The 17,978-nt window shown below is 63.6% G+C and carries 19 protein-coding genes; 7 read left to right on the top strand and 12 right to left on the bottom strand.

The window, feature by feature from the left end; all coding sequences use genetic code 11:
• Positions 1 to 16 precede the first annotated feature (16 nt).
• Complete coding sequence (locus tag AC5Y2L_RS20195) at positions 17 to 1,483, bottom strand: serine/threonine-protein kinase (protein ID WP_499937546.1); 1,467 nt, start codon at positions 1,481 to 1,483, stop codon at positions 17 to 19.
• Between the two features lie 339 nt (positions 1,484 to 1,822).
• On the opposite strand from AC5Y2L_RS20195, the gene AC5Y2L_RS20190 reads away from it, so the two are divergent.
• A complete protein-coding gene (locus AC5Y2L_RS20190) occupies positions 1,823 to 2,740 on the top strand; it encodes a DMT family transporter (protein ID WP_499937545.1) in 918 nt (305 codons plus the stop codon).
• Between the two features lie 28 nt (positions 2,741 to 2,768).
• Here the strand turns inward: AC5Y2L_RS20190 and AC5Y2L_RS20185 are convergent, their stop codons facing one another.
• From AC5Y2L_RS20185 to AC5Y2L_RS20175, 3 genes are all read right to left on the bottom strand, one after another.
• Positions 2,769 to 3,419, bottom strand: a complete 651-nt coding sequence (locus AC5Y2L_RS20185) for a hypothetical protein (protein WP_499937543.1) — start codon at positions 3,417 to 3,419, stop codon at positions 2,769 to 2,771.
• Positions 3,420 to 3,458: 39 nt separating this feature from the next.
• Positions 3,459 to 4,112 (bottom strand): cutinase family protein, encoded by a 654-nt coding sequence (locus AC5Y2L_RS20180; RefSeq protein WP_499937542.1) that lies wholly within the window; start codon positions 4,110 to 4,112, stop codon positions 3,459 to 3,461.
• Between the two features lie 100 nt (positions 4,113 to 4,212).
• On the bottom strand, positions 4,213 to 5,670 hold the full coding sequence (locus AC5Y2L_RS20175) for an aldehyde dehydrogenase family protein (RefSeq protein ID WP_499937541.1): 1,458 nt from the start codon (positions 5,668 to 5,670) through the stop codon (positions 4,213 to 4,215).
• Positions 5,671 to 5,945: 275 nt separating this feature from the next.
• Here AC5Y2L_RS20175 and AC5Y2L_RS20170 point away from each other — a divergent pair, with 275 nt between their 5' ends.
• Together AC5Y2L_RS20170 and AC5Y2L_RS20165 are read left to right on the top strand one after the other, a co-directional pair.
• Positions 5,946 to 6,293: a WhiB family transcriptional regulator gene (locus AC5Y2L_RS20170; protein ID WP_499937539.1), complete on the top strand. Its 348-nt coding sequence runs from the start codon at positions 5,946 to 5,948 to the stop codon at positions 6,291 to 6,293.
• A 227-nt stretch (positions 6,294 to 6,520) separates the two neighbouring features.
• Positions 6,521 to 7,411 carry an HpcH/HpaI aldolase/citrate lyase family protein gene (locus tag AC5Y2L_RS20165; protein ID WP_499937538.1) on the top strand — a complete coding sequence of 297 codons (891 nt, stop codon included), beginning with the start codon at positions 6,521 to 6,523 and terminating at the stop codon, positions 7,409 to 7,411.
• Here the strand turns inward: AC5Y2L_RS20165 and AC5Y2L_RS20160 are convergent.
• Together AC5Y2L_RS20160 and AC5Y2L_RS20155 are read right to left on the bottom strand one after the other, a co-directional pair.
• Positions 7,408 to 7,986, bottom strand: a complete 579-nt coding sequence (locus tag AC5Y2L_RS20160) for a cyclic nucleotide-binding domain-containing protein (RefSeq protein WP_499937537.1) — start codon at positions 7,984 to 7,986, stop codon at positions 7,408 to 7,410. The two genes, AC5Y2L_RS20165 and AC5Y2L_RS20160, sit on opposite strands and share 4 nt — an antisense overlap.
• A gap of 119 nt (positions 7,987 to 8,105) precedes the next feature.
• Positions 8,106 to 8,360, bottom strand: coding sequence for a hypothetical protein (locus AC5Y2L_RS20155; protein ID WP_499937535.1), 255 nt, complete (start codon positions 8,358 to 8,360; stop codon positions 8,106 to 8,108).
• 100 nt (positions 8,361 to 8,460) lie between these two features.
• On the opposite strand from AC5Y2L_RS20155, the gene AC5Y2L_RS20150 reads away from it, so the two are divergent.
• The gene (locus AC5Y2L_RS20150) at positions 8,461 to 9,324 is read left to right on the top strand and encodes a PPOX class F420-dependent oxidoreductase (protein WP_499937813.1); all 864 of its coding nucleotides are present in this window, start codon (positions 8,461 to 8,463) and stop codon (positions 9,322 to 9,324) included.
• Here AC5Y2L_RS20150 and AC5Y2L_RS20145 read toward each other — a convergent pair.
• The 6 genes from AC5Y2L_RS20145 to AC5Y2L_RS20120 form a co-directional block, all read right to left on the bottom strand.
• Positions 9,321 to 9,491 (bottom strand): hypothetical protein, encoded by a 171-nt coding sequence (locus AC5Y2L_RS20145; RefSeq protein WP_499937533.1) that lies wholly within the window; start codon positions 9,489 to 9,491, stop codon positions 9,321 to 9,323. The genes AC5Y2L_RS20150 and AC5Y2L_RS20145 overlap by 4 nt on opposite strands.
• Positions 9,492 to 9,581: 90 nt before the next feature.
• Positions 9,582 to 10,532: an anti-sigma factor RsbA family regulatory protein gene (locus tag AC5Y2L_RS20140; protein WP_499937531.1), complete on the bottom strand. Its 951-nt coding sequence runs from the start codon at positions 10,530 to 10,532 to the stop codon at positions 9,582 to 9,584.
• 163 nt (positions 10,533 to 10,695) lie between these two features.
• Positions 10,696 to 11,805, bottom strand: coding sequence for a hypothetical protein (locus AC5Y2L_RS20135; protein ID WP_499937529.1), 1,110 nt, complete (start codon positions 11,803 to 11,805; stop codon positions 10,696 to 10,698).
• A gap of 65 nt (positions 11,806 to 11,870) precedes the next feature.
• Entirely contained in the window at positions 11,871 to 12,461 is a 591-nt protein-coding gene (locus tag AC5Y2L_RS20130; RefSeq protein WP_499937527.1) for a hypothetical protein, read from the bottom strand.
• Between the two features lie 305 nt (positions 12,462 to 12,766).
• Entirely contained in the window at positions 12,767 to 14,290 is a 1,524-nt protein-coding gene (locus tag AC5Y2L_RS20125; protein WP_499937526.1) for a cytochrome P450, read from the bottom strand.
• A 231-nt stretch (positions 14,291 to 14,521) separates the two neighbouring features.
• Positions 14,522 to 15,187 carry a TetR/AcrR family transcriptional regulator gene (locus tag AC5Y2L_RS20120; protein ID WP_499937811.1) on the bottom strand — a complete coding sequence of 222 codons (666 nt, stop codon included), beginning with the start codon at positions 15,185 to 15,187 and terminating at the stop codon, positions 14,522 to 14,524.
• A gap of 157 nt (positions 15,188 to 15,344) precedes the next feature.
• Between AC5Y2L_RS20120 and AC5Y2L_RS20115 the strand changes: the two genes are divergently transcribed.
• The 3 genes from AC5Y2L_RS20115 to AC5Y2L_RS20105 all read left to right on the top strand — a co-directional run bounded on the left by AC5Y2L_RS20115 (position 15,345) and on the right by AC5Y2L_RS20105 (position 17,891).
• Positions 15,345 to 15,899 (top strand): pyridoxamine 5'-phosphate oxidase family protein, encoded by a 555-nt coding sequence (locus AC5Y2L_RS20115; protein WP_499937524.1) that lies wholly within the window; start codon positions 15,345 to 15,347, stop codon positions 15,897 to 15,899.
• Positions 15,900 to 15,912: 13 nt separating this feature from the next.
• The gene (locus AC5Y2L_RS20110) at positions 15,913 to 17,235 is read left to right on the top strand and encodes an amidohydrolase family protein (RefSeq protein WP_499937522.1); all 1,323 of its coding nucleotides are present in this window, start codon (positions 15,913 to 15,915) and stop codon (positions 17,233 to 17,235) included.
• Between the two features lie 227 nt (positions 17,236 to 17,462).
• The gene (locus tag AC5Y2L_RS20105; protein ID WP_499937520.1) at positions 17,463 to 17,891 is read left to right on the top strand and encodes a cellulose-binding domain-containing protein; all 429 of its coding nucleotides are present in this window, start codon (positions 17,463 to 17,465) and stop codon (positions 17,889 to 17,891) included.
• Positions 17,892 to 17,978: the final 87 nt, after the last annotated feature.

The following is a 17,978-nucleotide window of genomic DNA, read 5'->3' as shown; positions in this document are numbered from 1 at the left end:
GTGATCTCCGTTCGCGTCAGCCGGCGCCCGGCGCTTTCGGCTCCAAGGTCGTGGAGGTCACGGTGGTCATCTTCGAAATCAGCCACGCAGGACCGTGCTTCTGCATTATTAGCCGATAGGAGAGGTAATTCACTGCGGGTTGGTCGCGCGTCTGCGGTGTGGTGGTGGACGTATTGGCGTAAATCAACGCGGTGGCATCGGATTCAGCGAGCGATTCGACACCGGCTCCGACGACCTGCGCCGTGCTGTTGATTTGAGCTTGCTTGTTCGCGGGAATAATCGCGTCGACGAACTTGGAGTATTGCGCCTGAAAATCACCCGTGAGGTAGCGGGCCGACCTTTGGGGCAAGCGGTCGATGTCGTCCGGCGTGTAGCTCCACAATGCCACTATCGCTTCTGTTGCGGTTCGGACCACCGCAGCTTTCGCATTCGCTTGCGCTCGGTCCTTGAGGTAGAGCCGCGTTGTGGGCACCGCGAATGCAACTGCCCCGATCACGATTACCAGAGGTACTGCCAAGATCGCGATCGCACGCGCGTAGGGTCTGCGGCCCGGCCGCTGTGGTAGAGCACCGCGGGATGCCTCAGACGGAGTTGGCGACTGCCATTGCACAGGCGTGGTGGCGGGTGGTCCGACCGGCACCTCCCACCCGAGCGCCGATGTTCTCGGGGGTTGAGTCGGCTCGTCAGGCGATGGTTGGAAAGGTGGCGCCGTGAGCGCCAACCGGGCGGCTTTGGCGAGGTCCGTTGCGGATTGATATCGATCCGCTGGATTTTTCGCCATGCCTTTGGCAATCACCTCGTCCATGGCTGGCGGTACTTGCGCCACCATCGTTGACGGACGTGGCGGGGGAGCCGTGATGTGGCCCGCGATTTGCCGCTCAATACTGTCTCCGGGGAAGGGCTGCGTCCCGGTCAGGCACTCGTGCAGCACGCACGCCAGGGCGTAGATGTCGGCACGCCAGTCCGCCTCCGCGCTAAATCGCTCCGGTGCCATATAAGCCCAAGTTCCGATCACGTTGCCACTCGCCGTGAGGCTGGTTTGATCGGCGGTACGGGCGATCCCGAAATCAATCAGGTAGGCAAAATCATCCTCGGTAATCAGGATGTTCGATGGCTTGACGTCACGGTGCACAAGGCCCACCTTGTGAGCGGCCCTGAGCGCTGCGGCGATCTGTTCAATGATCATTACCGCACGGGTAGGGCTCAGCGGTCCTTCCGCAAGGAGCGAATGCAGGTCGCGGCCTTCGATCAACCGCATATCGACATACAGTCGTCCGTCGATTTCGCCAAAGTTGTGGATTGGCACCACGTGCGGCTCAGTCAGGGCGGCCGCGGCATAGGCCTCGCGGCGAAATCGCTCTTCAAAGTCCGGATTGTCGCGCGAGTTCGGTGACAGAACCTTCACCGCTACCACACGGTTCGTCACGGTGTCATGGGCGCGCCACACCTCGCCCATTCCGCCGCGACCCAGCAATTCGAGCAAACGGTATCGCCCGAATGGGGCCCCCTCCACGCCGTTACCTCGCATCCGCGCCTAGCAGATAATGATCGCTACCATAAGCCGACCGCAACGTGGGCGCACTCGAATCCGGCATGCCGCCCAGTGCCCCATCGGGGTGTTTCCTGGATACGTCAGCGTCGATAGCGACCATCAGAAACCCGCGGTTCGGGCGCTAACCCTCACGAGATGGCCTTCGATAGCTGAATCGCATTGCATTGCAACGCTATTCACGCACAATAAAGTTATTGGAGCTCGCCAACGCTTGATCTACCTGCACGTTGACTAGTTAGCAACGCGGCCATCGCGGGTATTTTCGCGAGGATGGGGTGGGTTACAGCACACGCGGTCGCGATCTTCTCGGGTCTGCTGGCCGCGTTTTGGGCCGCGGTCGGCATTGTGGTCCGTCAGCGGGCCGCGCAAGCGGTCCCGGGCGACGAGGCGATGTCTGCGACGATGGCGACCGCCTTGGTTCGCCAACCGTTGTGGTGGGCGGGAACGGTTGCCGCCGTCGCCGGTTACGTATTCCAGGCGCTGGCGCTGGCGCACGGATCGTTGCTACTGGTCCAGCCGCTACTGGTGTCGGCGCTGCTGTTCGCAATGCCGTTGAGTGCGCGGCTTTCGCGCCAACGCATCAGCTGGGCCGACTGGGGCTGGGCGGTGCTGTTGACGGCCGGCCTTGCGGTCTTCGTCCTTGTCGGCCAGCCCCACGAGGGCCATAACCGGCCTCCGATACCGGCGTGGACCCTTGCGCTGGCGGTCGCGGTGCCGCTGGTGCTGGTCTGCGTCGTCGCGGCCCACCGCACCGCCGGCCGGGTGCGCGCCATGCTGCTCGCGGTGGCGGTGGCGGTACTGCTCGGCATGATCGCGGTCTTGACCAAGATCTGCACGCACCGCTTCGCCATCGGCGGATGGCATGAACTCCTGACCGTTCCTGCGCCTTACCTGCTGGTCGGCTTGGCGGTAACGGTCACCGTGGTGCAGCAGTCAGCGTTTCACGCGGGTGCGTTGCAGACGTCCGTGCCGATCATGTTGGTGGGGGAGCCGATTGTCGCGGTCCTGCTCGGCGTTGTCGTGCTCGGCGAACATCTGACGGCGAGAGGACCGGCTGCCCTCGTCCTGGTGCTGGCCGTCCTCGCGATGGTGGCGTCAACGGTCGCACTGGGCCGCGATCAAGCGCCTGCGACGGGTGAATTTACACAGCAGCGAGGTCTTTCCGAAGCGGCCGTACCCATCGACTGAGCGGTCAAGAGCGTAATTCGGTCGGTGCTCAAGCTCCGGCGAACCACGCAGTGGTCACCGCGCGGGTCTCGGGCGGCGGGAACTGGCTAGTGGGGGAACCCAATTGGCCGACCTTGACCGTCCACACCGGCCCCGAGCGGTCGACGCACGTCCCGGGGCCCTCGCTGGGAAGCCACAGGACGGCGAGGTCGCCGCAGCCGTACACGCCGACGTACCCGTCGCTCCGCCCGCCCCAGGCGCCGCCATTGCGAAACTGGCATCGCGTGCCATTGTCGAGCTCAAGCGCGAACGGGTCCGGTGTGACGGGGTGCTGCACTGGCGGGAGCGGACCGCCGTAAGTCACCCGATGCAACAGCTTGTCCCAGGGATTGTCCATGCACAGCAAGGATCCGGGCGTCGATGGCCAACAGGTGCCGGCGCCTGCCGCACTCGGAGAGCAGTAGTAGACGTCATCAGCGACCGCCGACGGCGACGGCGTGGTGCAGTCGGCGGCTGCGGCCACGTTCCCCCGCGCAGGAGCCTCCCGATATCCGTTGATCGGCTGGCCGCCCGCCCCTACTGCCACCGTCGTGACGACCTGGGTAGGCGCCGGATCGGCAGTCGCCGGACCGGCCGCTGAGAACGCAGCTACCGCCGTGACCGCAAGCGGCAGAAGGACACTTCGCGACACGATGTCCACGCGCCAAAGTTACTCCGGCAAGCAGTCGGGCGTAATGGCTTAGCGCGCTGGACCGAGCTTGTTGACCGCGAAGGTGGCAGCCTGGTTTGTCATCCCGGACTCGATATAGGAAACGTGCGCGATGATGTTCCCGCCGCCGGAACAGATCGGATCGTCGGGAGCGCACAAACTGATCGTCTTTCCGCCGTATTGCGGGCTGATTGTCGGCAGCGGCCCGCCGCCCCACAGCATGCTGGAAAATCCGCTGGTCGGCTCACCGAAGAGGGCCACGGCGGCGACACGGTTGGCCACCGAAGCCGGCATCTGGTTGCTGGCCAGATTGATCACCGTAGCGCCCTGCGAGTAGCCACCAAGGACAAGCTTGCTGTTCGGGCAGCTGGCGACGGTGTTCTGGATGTAGCCGCTCGCATCGTCTGCGCCGGCCGTCGCGCTCGCGTGATAGTCGTCGTTCGCGGGGTAATTGACCGCGTAGACCCCGACGGACCGCCCCTGCGCCTGCGCGGTAAGCGAGTCAACGAAGGCCTGGCCGATGTTGCCCAGGCCGGGCTCCTGATGGGTCCCGCGAGCGAAGACCACCGTGACGTCCGAGCAGGGATCGGCTGAAGCGACAGGACTGGATAGGGGCGTGCTCAGCAGCGCCCACACCGTCATGACCAAGGCCCCAGCGATGCGGGCAACACTGCGATCAATCATGGGGAAATGCTGACATACCGCCGTCGGCGCCGCCGTCGGGGGCGTCCGAGACGCACCAGCGCTCGGCGCCGACGGGTAAAGCACCAGGTGAGCGACGCGTCTACAGCTGCGCCCAAACGATCTTGTCCTGAAGGTAGGTCTCGATGCCCGCCTTACCTGATTCGTGACCCCATCCGGATTGCTTGTATCCGCCGAACGGCATCGAGTGGTCGTACTGCATCTGGCAGTTCAATCCCACCGTTCCCGCCTTGAGCCGCTTGGCCAGCCGATGCGCGCGGCCCAGGTCTTTGGTCCAGACCGTGGCGGCCAGCCCGTAGGTGCTGTTATTCGCCAGCGCGACGGCCTCGTCCTCGTCGTCGAACGGCAGGACGGTGACGACGGGCCCGAAGATCTCCTCTTGGAAGAGTCTGCTCGAATCGGGATCGACGTTGGTGACCACGGTGGGCTGGACGAAGTATCCCTTGCGGTCCAGGCGACGTCCTCCGGTGACGAACTCGGCGCCGTCGGACTTGCCCTGTTCGAGGTAGCCAAGCACGCGAGTGAGTTGCTTTTGGCTGATCAAAGGACCGATCATGGTGCCTTCTTCTTTGGGGCCGCCGAGCCGCAGCGTATTCGCAATGCCCGCAATGCCTTCTACCACTCGCTCGTAAACACCACGCTGCGCGAAGATGCGCGACCCGCACACACAGGCCTGCCCGGAGTGGACGAAGGCGCCGAACGCCGCGATGGTCATGGCTCTCTTCAGGCTGGCGTCGTCGAAGATCAGCACGGGGGATTTGCCGCCGAGCTCCAGCGTGACCTTCTTGAGGTTGCTGCCCGCCGAAGCGTGCACGATTTCTCTGCCGACTTCCGTCGACCCGGTGAACGCAACCTTCTCCACGTCCGGGTGTGCGGTGATGGCCGCACCGACGGTGTGCCCGTAACCGTTCACCAGGTTCACCACCCCGTCAGGAACTCCGGCTTCGGCCAGTATTCTTTCGAGCACAATCGCCGAAAGTGGTGTCTCCTCTGCGGGTTTGACGACGCTGCTGCAGCCCGCGGCCAGCGACGGCGCGAGTTTTGCGCAGAAGTTGAAGACGGGGCCGTTCCACGGGAAGATCAGGCCCACCACGCCGTACGGTTCTTTCAACGTGTAGGCGTGCATGTGGGAATCGACCCCGGTCAGCCCGCCGGTGTTCACGTCGCGCGCGATGCCGTCAATTTTTGTGCACCAGCCGGCGTAATAGCGAAACCACTCGGCGCCCACCTTGACCTGCATCTGCGCTTGGGCGGGATACATGCCGGCGTTGAGCATTTCGAGTTCGGCGAGTAGCTCGGCGCTCTGGTCGATGAGGTCGGCCACCCGCCACAGCACCTTGGCTCGGTCGTAGTCGGGCAAACCGGACCACACTGCCGAGTCCGCCGTTGCTTTCGCGCGAGCGACGGCGTCGTTGACGGCCTCGGTTCCGCAGTCGGTGAACTCGGTGATCTGGGTTTCGGTGGCCGGATCGATCACCGGGATCACCTCACCGGCGCCGGGCCGTTCCCGCACTTCATCCAGCACAGCCTGCACCGTCATCGGTATCTCCTTCTTGCCTCACGAGTCGACCGTGGCAGAAGTTACGCGCTTAACCACGCGCTGTCTACCTCGGTCTGCGAAAGGACAAGATGTCCACACCTCAGGTACGCCTGTGCCAAAAGACCGTTGCGCAATCGGTGGGTACCAGCTATAACTTGGAAGCGCAGATGAGATCTACATCACACTGATGGGCGCGGTGTGGTGCGGCTCTCATTCGGGGTTCCGCCCACGGGTGGCGGTCGCATAGCGCGGCCGGGGAGAAGGGAACGGCTTCGGTGCCAGAGACAAGGCCGGGCGCGCGGCGATTGAACCTCGTGCAGGCCAACAGCAAGCCGGCCGTATCGCATACGGAAGACCGTGCTTGGTTCGCGCAAGCACGCTGCGCCACAACCGATCCCGACGAACTCTTCGTGCGGGGCGCCGCGCAGCGCAAGGCGGCGGTCATCTGCCGCGACTGCCCGGTGGTGCAGCAGTGTGGGGCGCACGCGCTCGACAACCATGTGAAATACGGCGTCTGGGGAGGCATGACCGAGCGGCAGCGCAGGGCACTGCTCAAACAGCATCCCGAGGTCGTCTCGTGGGCGGACTTTTTCAACGCCCACGGTGTGCGCTCGGTCGGCTAGGCGACCGCTGCGATAGCAGCCGTTTTCTCATTGCGGTAGCGTTACGACACTGAAGCCGAAAGCCTTCGACGCTAAAGCCCTTGTGGCACAGGCAAATTCGTCATACAGTCGCACCTGCCACTTGAGTACCAAGAAAGCGCGGCATGCCGCGCACTGCGAAGCGATGGCGCCGGTGATATCAACTTTGCAAGTAAAGCAATCGAACCCTGCGCCCGAGGAAAGTATTTATGGCACCCACAGTGCGTCCGCGCCGATCCGCCCTCTATCTGCCCGGCAACAAAGCCCGCGCATTGGAAAAAGGGAAAACGCTGCCGTCGGACGTGTTGCTTTTCGACCTCGAAGACGCCGTCGGGCCCGACGCCAAAGCCGACGCGAGGCAGAACGTATGCGAGGCGGTGTCGTCAGGAGGCTACGGACAACGTGAGCTCGTGGTGCGCATCAACGGTCTGGGTACCGACTGGCACGACGATGACCTGAGGGCCGTGGCTGGGTCATCCGCTGACGGCGTGTTGGTGCCGAAAGTTGGTGGCGGCGAACAAGTTCGAGCGTTGGTCACGACACTGCAGACACTCGGCGCACCGGAAGCGATGCAATTGTGGGTCATGATCGAAACGCCCGGCGCCTTTCTGAGAGCAGAGGAGATCGCCTCGGCCAGTGATCGTTTGGCCGGTCTGGTCGTCGGTACCAACGACCTGGTGAACGAGCTGCACGGGCTGCACGTACCCGGGCGTGCACCGGTCGTGCCCGCGTTGGCGCTTGCGGTGTTGGGGGCAAGGGCGGCCGGAAAGGTCATCTTGGATGGCGTGTTCAACAACATCACCGACGAGGCCGGTTTCCGAACCGAAGCCCGCCAGGGTCGCGAGATGGGTTTCGACGGCAAGACTCTGATCCATCCGTCTCAGCTCACCCCGGCCAACGAGGTGTTCGGTCCTACGCAAGAAGAGTTGGCCGACGCCCGCAAAATCGTCGCGGCTTATGACGAGGCGAGGGCAGCGGGGCACAGTGTCATAACGGTCGATGGCCGCATGATCGAGAGCCTGCACGTGCGTGAATCACAGCGGATTCTCGCCCTGGCTGAGCTCATCGCCGAAAAGGATGAGTCAACCCCGGATGACTAGTTTTTGCTGCGCCGTTCGACCCACTGCGTGAGCGCCTCCTCGAGCGCCGCTGCGGAGCTCACACCTGCGGCGTCGGCGGCCTGCTCGAATCGCTCGACCAACTCCGTCGGGACCGAGGCGTTCAGCTTGGACCGTGCCGGTTTCGGCTTGGGCGGCGGGGAAACGGGCACGTGCTGCGCGGCGGTCGCGTCCATCGTTTCGCGCAGCGCGGGTATCTCGTCGAGCAAGCGGGCAAGGTCGTCGCGCTCGATGCGCAGCACCTCGGCCGGACCGGTAGTCGTCACCGTCGCGGAGCGCAATTTCCCACGGCGAAGCGCGGATTCGCCGATTACCTCCCCGGGGCCCAATACGGCGATGCGGTCCTCGCCGACATACACCCCTACTTCGCCGCTGAGCATGATGTAACACGAGTCCGACGGAGTCTGCTCCTGAATCAATGGCCACGGCGCGGAACGCGTGATGTGGTGCGCTGCACCGACGAGACGCTGCAGCTCATCATCGGAGAACTTGTCGAACGCGGTGAATTCGCGGAGTCGATGAACGTCTTTCTCAATTCCCTGCTCGTCTACCTTCATGGTGAGCTCCTGATGCGGGATGTGAACCGTGATATCGAGGAGCCTAACGCGGAAATTGCACCCGGACGGGCAGAATAGCGACCGACGAATTCGCTAATCGCGGCCGGCCGCCGATCGGCTCAACTTTCGGCATGCGGTGTGGGACTTTGCGCAGATTCCCACTTCGACTGCAATGACGTCCTGACGGTATCGCCGGCGTCGAACTCGAGCTGGAACGTTTCACCGCCGTCGTCCTGGAGCGTAACGACATATCCGGCGTCCGTGGCGTCCTTGAACACCACTTTGTATGACCGCTCAGCAGAGCCGCGGACGATGACGATGATGTCGCCGGCGGCGACGTGCTCGATTCGCTCAACACCTGAGACTTCAGACATGTCGTCGACCGTAGTCGATGCGCAGTCGAACACCGTCACATATCGATGCCCTGGCCCGTCTAGGGATCGAGGAGGGACACACTGATCGCGAAAGGCGGGGATCATGAAACGCTTGGGCGCGCTCGCGCGGACATACCTATACGCGGTCGCCGGCCTGGTCGGGCTGACCACCGGTGGCATCGGGATATGGTGTCTGGTCGGGCCACGGTCGTTTGCGGCGGCCGTCAATTTCGGACCGCATGTGCATTTCCTGCACGACGTCGGCGCATTCCAGCTGGGCCTCGGTATCACGTTGCTGCTTGCGCTGATCTGGGCCGACGCATTGGCCACCGCGCTGGCGGGGTTCATCGTGGCGAACACCGTACACACGGTGAACCACGTAATGGACCTTCGGCTGGGGGGCTCGGCAGCGCAAGCTTGGCTACTGGGCGCGGTGTCCGTGGCGCTGGTTGTGGCATTCGTGCTGCGGCTGCAGCAGCTCGGCTATGTGCTGGGCAGAGTCGGCACCGCAACGGATCCGGCGCTGGCGCCGTTCGTGCGACAGAAGACCATCAGCCTCACCACATTTCGCAAGGACGGCACTCCGGGCTCAAGTCCGGTCAGCATCGTGGTCGACGGTGACCGCGCCTACTTCCGCAGTTTCGAACGAGCGATCAAGGTGCGCCGCATCCGTCGGAATCCGCACGTGGAATTCGGGCCGGCTACCGGATCCGGAAAGCCGACGGGCCCGGCACAGGCCGGGTGCGTCCGGCTGCTGGACGGCGCCGAGTCTCGGGGGGCGGCACGCTTGTTACGGCAGAAGTATCCGTTGCTGCACGGCGTCTTGGTGCCTACCGCACACCGGCTGATGCGGTCGAGGTTCGGTCGCACGGTGCATGCGGAATTGGTGCCGTCGCCTGCCACGAGTGACAAGGCGGTCACGCGGGCATCCGCCGGAGGAGGGGAGTGGCAGTCCGCCCGTTAATCCGGCGGCTCTGTCTCCGAGCCCCGGGTCGCCGCCTCTTCGCGGTCGCTAGGTTTGCCGGGAACGCCTTGAGCTTCGCGTTCCCCGGCGACCTTCTCACCGAGCTCATCCACGATGTTCTCTAGCTCTTGCGCGCGGGTGAAGTTCTCGTTGTCGGGTTGGGTCATAAGCGCTCCGATCGGCTCCACATTTTCGGGCAGCGACCCTCAACGATGCGGGTCCGGGACTCCCATACCCGCGCGAGGGAGCGCCGACACTCAGGCCGGCTCCAGCTCGAGGTAGGCATGGATGGTGGTTTGCCCTGTCGTGGTGTAGATACGCACCAGATCAGCCAACCCGTTGACCACGAACAGTCCGCGCCCGCGCACGGTGTCGCGCTGATATGGCCGACGCCCGGCCAGCGGGTCGTCGAGATACGCGTTGTCGAGGGCCTCGCATATCAGATAGCCGTCGCGCCGCCACAACGCGAGCTGGCATGGTGCGCCATCGTGCTGAACGCTGCTGGTAGCCAACTCGTTGGCGATCAGCTGCAGATTGCTGGTTATCTGCGCCGGCACGTCGAACCACTGTCCGTACGCAGCAACGAACTGGCGCAGCCCGCCCAGATCCGTCAACCGGTTGACGTTGTAGGTAACCGCCGCCGGATCGCTGGCCAGCGGGCGGTTGTAGTTCTCCCAAACGGCTGTCGGCGCGAACGTCGCACTGTCCTGCTCGGGCATCCCTGCCCGCCACAGCACCGGGTGGGTGCTGTGCGCGTCGGTGATTGCGGTGGGTTCTAGGCAGCTGACGTCGTACGGGCAGAGCACGGCGAGGTCGCATCCGGCGAACGCTGAGTTGATCAACGCCTCATGCTGCACGCATGCGGGGTACTCCGCCTCTGATCGGCCAGGCCAGATCGGCTCGCCGATCATCCTGACCGACTTCGGGGCGTGCCTCTCGGCGAAGGCGCTCAACAGCCCACCGAGGATGCGGCCCGGATTGCGGCCCGCGTCGGCCATATCCGCCATAGTGACGAAGACCGTTGCGGCGCCTAGCGCCTCCCGCAACAGCGCCAGATTTGGTCCGGGTACTGCCACCAGCACTCGCTGATCAGCCTTCAGCCCTTCGTAGATGAACGGCAGCACGCCATCGACGTACTCCTGCTCGGATTGGTAGAACAGTGCCGGATGCAGGAAGGCACCGAGATCGAGTTGTGCGGCCGTCGTCATTGCTACGCTCCACGAAACAGCAGATGTCCCAGGCCGCGGTCTTGACCTTGCCACCGTTGAGATGCGGCAACCGCCCCGAAACCTAGGTTATGGGTAGCACAATACGCTTTGGCCTCAGTGCCAGAAGTTAGCCATTCGGGACTGCGTGAGTGCGCGCCAGATCTCAGCAGCCCTCCCAACCCTTTGGACGTCCGATACTTGGTGGGCCGGTACGCCCCTCGGCGTTGACGAGGAAGCTGAGCAACCGATGACTTGTGTACTCCTTTGGCCCCTCGACGACGTTGATCGCTTGCATGCCCTGTCCGCCGACATAGCCTTCGTCGATGGTGTACTCCGGCCCGGAATACGCCGCACGGACTTCTGCGGGCGTCGAGCCGTCGCCGACCCCTCGGTCGGTCTTGGTACCGAACGGAGTTTCAATTCCGGTCACCCGGCCGCTGCTATCGGCAATCCATACCTTCAACGCGCCGACGGCGATCTCGCCAATGACGGTGCAGTTGAAGAAATGGTGCTTTGGGGCCGATCCCATTACCGACGTCGCTTCGGCTTCGGTCATCCCAATCCGCAATGATCCGTAGCCACTGATGCTTGCCCCGTCGGTGGCAGACGGCGCTTTCCCGGTGGCCGATGTGGTCGACTCGCCGCCGAACAGTTCAAACGCGAAGACGACCACGAGCACCAGCACCGCCACGGCTGCGGCGCCGATGAACCACCGCCGGGCTGTCGGTTGGCTGGCTTTTGGTTGACGAAGTGCGTCAGACAGATTGGGGCCGAACCGAGGTGGGGGCGGCGGATACATCGGCAACCAAAACCGCCAACCCGGTGGCGCCGGAGGCCAGGACGGATCGGGTTTCCAATCGGGTGTCGGCGTCCACTCCGCAGGGACGGGCCACCCGGGCGGGGGATTGAACCGCGTCATGCCGCCGCCGACTGTGTTCGGCGGTGGATATGGCCCGGATGGAGCGTTGGGCGGAGGAGCCGTCTGCGCACGATTGCGATCGAGGTTTGCCGGGGCGCCTTTCCACATGGATGTGAGGCGCTCTTTCAGCCCGCGGGCTTGGTCCGGGTGTCGCAGTAGATAACCGCCGAATCCGATGACGATCAAGATGGGCACCAGAAGCAAGGCTCCACCGGCACCATGGCCGAAAGAGAAGAAGAAGTGTCTGGTGTGGTGCGAGCCGCCCCTGCGCGCAACGAATTGAACTGCCTCGGCCATATTGTGGGATCCGGTTGGGCCGGGTAGGGACCAGATCGCGTCAAGTGTCAAAGACATGCCCGCACAACACCTTTACTTCAATCAGGCATTCGCCGTTCTAAACACAGCGCACGATGGATCTTTTACGTCGGCCGCTTGCTGAACGCTCCGGACGCCGACGGGTCGCGTTGTTGGAGTTCCTTGAGCAACCGGTCGCCGAAGGATTTGTACAGGCCGTACCCGTCAATACGCTTCGTGAAGGGGACAGGGATGAAGTTGACCCGGACGCGTCGCCAGGTCCAACTGTCAAGGTGCGTCGACAAGAAAGTCCAGCCCGACGGATCGGAGCGTAGCGCGATGTGAAAGTCCAGGGGATGGCAGGTCAGGCCGCGCACCGTGAAATCCGCGCGCCCCGGTGAGGATCCGTTGACCTGAATGCTGGATGCCAGGCCGCGCACGCCGTTGGCAATGTCCACTGCGAGGCGTATCGCTTCGTCAGCGGGTATCCGGGCTTGCGCCCGCAGTCCGGCTGTCTCGTGGTAACCGTGTCTGAAAAAAATGGCCCAAATAGCTATCGGCACAACTAATGCCACGAGCTTGAGGACAGGGCCGCCGGCCAGAAACAGAATCAGCGCGATGAAGCCCCCAATGGCTGCCACGAGCGCTTTCTTGCGGTTCGCTGGCACCGCTAGCCACTGTGAGAACTTGTCGCCCGAGAAAGCCGGCTCGGCCATGCCGCGCTGTGGCTGTGCGGTTTGGCCGAAGTGAGCCGCGGCTTGCCGGTGATATTCAGCATGCGGGTCGGCCCGGTAGGATCCCATTTCTGCTCTTACCCCCCTTGCTCGCGATAACGTCAGCGGCGAGCGTGATGTGCTTGTCCCCCAAGCGAGGATTAAACCCCTCCGCGCCCGCTGTCGGTGGGTAATCGGGAAAATTCGCACGTTCGGTCGACAGGGAGTGTGGCGCGGACGCCAGCTACCGGACTGCGCCGCAAGTCATTTCAGCGACGGCCGAGAATGCGGCAATTTACCAAGACAAACTAACCCGACAGCGCCGTCCGCGCGGCTCTCCGCGGTGCGACGGACATCAGCAGTGCGCCATCGGGACCGCCGGTGAAAGTCAGTTCCCGCCGCAGCCGTTGGCCCGGCAGTAGGTCAAGCTCGAACCGCTGGGCTAGGGCGGCGACGGCGAGGACGGCTTCCAGGTTGGCGAACCCGGACGCGATGCACATGCGCTTGCCGGCCCCGAACGGAATATGTGCGCGGCGTAATGCGGGATCGAAGTTCGCTTTGAGGAACCGCGCCGGGTCGAAGCTGCTCGGGTCCTTCCATACCCGCGCGTTGTGGTGCACGCCGTGGATGAGGATCGCGACATGCGTGCCCGCTTTGATCGGGTAATCGCCAAGCATGTCGTCGCCTTTGGCCACCCGGGCCAGACCCATGATGGGCGGATATACCCGCATCGCCTCCGCGACGACGGCCTGGGTCCACGGTAGGTTGTCGACGTCGGCGACGGTAGGCTCGCGGCCGCCCAGAACGTCATCGAGTTCGCGGCCCAGTCGGGCGCGTGCCTCCGGGTTCTGTGACAGCAGATACCAGGTCCAGGCGAGCGCGGCGGCGGTGGTTTCAAAACCCGCACCCAGGAAGGTCATCAGTTCGTCGCGAATCTCCAAATCGGTGTAGCGGTAGCCGGTTTCGGGATCCTCGGCGGCGATCAGCAATGCCAGCAGATTGTCGCTGCGATCGATCGCTCCGCTGCGGTAATCGGCGATCAGCCCGTCGATAAACCGCTCGATGCGGCGCAGGCCACGCATGGTGCGCGGCGCCGTGAGACTGGCGCCGAAGCGCAGCATGTTGATGGCCAGCCGCGGTGAACGCGCCGCGAATGAGTCGGGACCATGTCGGGCAAGACGATCGGCGATCCACCGCAGCGGCCGGGCCACGCCCCCGATGAACCCGTATCCGAATAGTGTTAGCAGCCGGGCGAAGTCGAGCCGCATTTGCTCCGCGAGTTCCCCGGTGAGATCGATGCCGAACATCGTGCGGGCGATGATGTCCATCGTCAGGTAGTTCATCTCGGCGGCGACATCGATCGGGCGCCCGGCCTGAGCATGGGCATCCCAGCGTTCGGCGGCCGCCACCGCCGCAGCGGTCATTTGCGGTGCCAGGCTGTCGACTTGGCGCTTGGCGAATAGCGGTTGAACCAGCCGCCGGTTACGTTGCCACAGTTCGTCATTGAGATCGGTGACCAAGCCGCGACCGAATGCCACGGCGAGTAGGTCGTATTCGGCGTTTTTGCTGTAGTTGTCCTGGTTGGACACCAACACGTGGCGGGCGATGTCAGGATCGCGGATGATGACGAACTTCGCCAGGGGAGCGCGGGCCACCACGATGTCGTCCTGCCCCGGTAGCTGGGCAGCGAAGTCGTAGATGGTATGCCGGTAACCGGCCCACAGCGCCTTGAGCGCCAACTGCCACGACCGTAACCAGCCCACTTGGGTGTGGTGCCAGCGCACAAAAGCCGGTGCCCAACGCGGGGGATGCAGTTCTGCATGACTAGTCATCAACGGACCTCGCTTCCATGAATCGAACCAAGATGCGATACCGCCGGTACTGGGTACTTGGGATACGGTACCGCGGGTACCGCCGAGACGCTAGACCGAATTCGCGGCGCCGGTGGCCGCTCGGCGCTCGACTCGAATTGAGCGTCCGCTTCGCGCCACGAGGTCACTGCCGGAGGGGCAAGTCAGGGATGAAAGCTATTCGTATACCGATATTTTCGGCACTATCGCTGTCTACTGACCCCTGCCAGACGTATCGGCTGAGCGGCGATCCGGACGAACAGCAGGAGATTTACCGCGGCGCATTTTGGCCAGGCCGTCGATGATCAAATGCAGACCGAGCGCAAATTCCTCATCCAACGGCACAGGCAGGTAGTCGGCCACGGCCTGAGTAGCGGGGAACATCTGCGGATCGAGCTGGCGAAAGAGTCGGGACAACTCGGCATTGCCGGATTCGTGGTCGCTGAGCTGGATAGCAAAGCCCAGTACATAGCGGGCCACGGTCGCATACGAGCGCGCCGCGTGCTGTGGCGTGAATCCGTTGTCGAGCATGACGGCTAACAATCGTTCGCGGTGCGCCATCGCGTTAGGGCCGATCGGCGCCTGTTCCACAAGCAGCGGTGCCACGTTGCGGTGGCGGTGCAACACCTCAAACATGGCTTGTGCGAACGATTCACAGGCCCGCTGCCAGCCCATGGCGGCAAGTTCATCCGCGTTGAACTCCACCTCACCGAAAACCCGGTCCACCACCTGGGCAATCACCTCGCCCCGGTTGGCGAAGTGGCGATACAGCGTTGCAGTTCCCGACTCCAGCCGCTGCGCGAGTGTCCTCATCGACAGCGCGTCCGCGCCTTCCTCATCCACGATCTGCAGCGCCGTGTCGATGATCCGATCCGGCAGAACCGGCGGGCGTCCGCGAGGGCGGCGGGCGACGGGGCCTCGATCGGTAACGCGTGCGGGGGACACCCGGCCAGTATGGCGACTCTTGACAGGCGCCGCAATATCGGTAACGCTGTATCCATAATTGTGGGCGCACCAGAAAGAAGGACGGCTGTTCATGCTCTTACCGCTTGCGACGGAGCCATTCACGGCTCCCACCGACCGCGACATGCTCCCGTCGGAGCGGCGCGAATTCGTGCGGACTCATCGCACATGCGTGTTCGGCTACCGCCGGAAAAACGACGGCCCGGGTATGTCGGTCGTGTACTACATTCCCTCCGACGACGACGAGCTTCTGGTGTCGACGATGGCCGGCCGAGGCAAGGCTCGTGTGATCGCTCGCGACGGCAAAGTGAGCCTCTGCGTGCTCGACGAGCGCTGGCCGTTCGCATATCTGCAGGTGTACGCCGACGCGGTGATTGAGAACGACCCCGAACTGGTGGTCGACGTCATGATGGCGGTTGCCGGACGGATGTCAGGCCAGCCGCTTCCCGATGAAGCTCGTCCGCACATCGAGGCGATGCGCGTTCAAGAGAATCGCGTTGTGGTCCGTTGCCGCCCGTATGCGACGTTCGGCCAGCCACCGCGGCATCTGCACCGAAATGATCAAGAAGAACGGGTTACCCATTGGCTTTCTGGCACCGTGCCGTGGGACGCGTCAGACCCTGGGTAAAGGCAGCTGACGAATGAGCCGCACCCTACTGCGTGGCGCGCAGGTGATCACCATGTCACCCCGGCGGCCCGATGCAGAGCGCGTCGACATCCTCATCGACGGCGATCGCGTCGCCGACATGGGCAAGCGCCTTGACCGCACCGAGACCGAAGCCGTCGATTTGACCGGCCGCATCGTCATTCCCGGGCTCATCAATGCGCACCTGCACACTTGGCAAAGCGGACTGCGTTCTGCGGGCGCCGACTGGACATTGCCGGAATATCTGCATCGCATGCATGGTTGCGTTGCAGGACATTACACCTCCGACGATATCTACATTGGCAATCTTGCCGGTGCGCTCAACCAAATTAACTGTGGCACAACTACTCTCGGAGACTGGTGTCATAACAATCCCACTCCCGAACACACCGACGGCGCCGTCGAGGGCCTGCAGAAATCCGGCATTCGTGCCGTCTTTCTGCACGGCACACCAAACAGGGCAGCCGACATCGCTCATCCGCTGGACGAGGTGGACCGGCTACTTGCCGGTCCGGCCAGTGCGCACGACCTGCTCACCGTCGGCATGGCGATCGGCGGGCCGCAGTACTCGACGCCGGATGTGACCCTGGCCGATTTGCGTGCTGCCAGTAACCGCGGCCTGATCGTGTCAATGCATCAAAGCGGCGGCCAACCGGCGGCTGCGTGGGACGCTGCACGCGCAGCGGGGTTGTTCGGGCCGCACACCAACGTCGTGCATGGTGCGGGTCTTACCGGCCAGTGGCTCGACACACTGGTCGACATGGGCGTCAGCTTTACCGCCACACCGGAAAACGAACTCAACCATGGCCACGGCGTTCCCATCACCGGAGAACTCTTGCAACGGGGTGCAGCGCCGTCGTTGGGCACCGACACCGAAACCGCCGTGTCCGGCGAAATCCTCACCGCCGCACGGATCGCGCTGGCACATCAGCGCGGTCTCGACCACGAGAACCACCGGAAAGCAACGGGCCTGATGTGCACGAGGCCGTCGGTCACCAGCAAGCAAGCATTGGCGTGGGCGACCGTCGAGGGAGCACGAGCCCTCGGCTTCGCCGACCGGGTGGGTAGAGTGCAGCCGGGCATGCAGGCTGACTTGGTCGTCATCGATGCGCGCGCACTGAACCTCTGGCCGGCCCACGACCCGATCGCCACCGCATTGAGCGCAAGCGTCGCCAACATCGAAGCAGTGATGATCGGTGGCCGTTGGCGCAAACGCAATCACCGTCTGATCGACGCAGACCTCGATAAAGTAAAGAGCCGGCTGCAGGAATCTGGAGAACGGCTTGTCCGCCAGTTGAGTTCAGCGAGCAGCACCTGACTTCGGGGTTGCCGGTTCGTGTCGCTGCCTGACTCGACAGGTGCGGCCAGGCTCTCTGCGACTAGGCGAGGGGGGGAATCGCTTCCTTGCCGCCCGATCCGCATCTTGCCGCCCGACCTGCAGGGGTGGACGCCAAAATCTCATCAAGGTTTCAGTTGGGCAAAGGTACTGCAGCTCACCCGCGATGCGACGGCCGATATCGGCTGTTGGCTTTAGTGTCGGCTGCTATGGCTGGTGTAGACAGCTACGTGAAGCACTGGCGCACAGCGTTTCCCGCAACCGTGTCCATATTGATAGCAGCCGTCCTCGGACTCGTCGTCAGCCCGGTAGCTCACGCGGCTGCGGCCGCGGCGACCTTATCGGTGTCATCCACATGGCAGACCGGTTTCATCGCCCACTTCACCGTCACCAACTCGAGCACCGTGCCGCTCAGCGATTGGAAGCTTGAATTCGACTTGCCGGCAGGCGAATCCGTTTCACACACCTGGAACAGCACCGTTACCAGATCTGGCACGCACTATGTTCTCAGCCCCGCGAATTGGAATCGCATCATCGCTCCCGGAGGAACAGCCACAGGTGGTTTCCGGGGCGTGCTGAGCGGTACCTATGTGCCACCGTCGAATTGTGTGCTCAACGGGCAATATCCTTGCAGCTAGCGGCTACTGAGTACTGAGGCTCGGCGCTTCTAAGACCCAGCCAATCCGAGCCGCATAGTGACTGAACCAGAAAACTTTTCTCCCTGC

The sequence above is a fragment of the Mycobacterium sp. NGS66 genome (assembly GCF_059812225.1).
The sequence above is the reverse complement of the archived record's forward strand: the minus strand, read 5'-3'. Positions and strand labels throughout refer to the sequence as shown.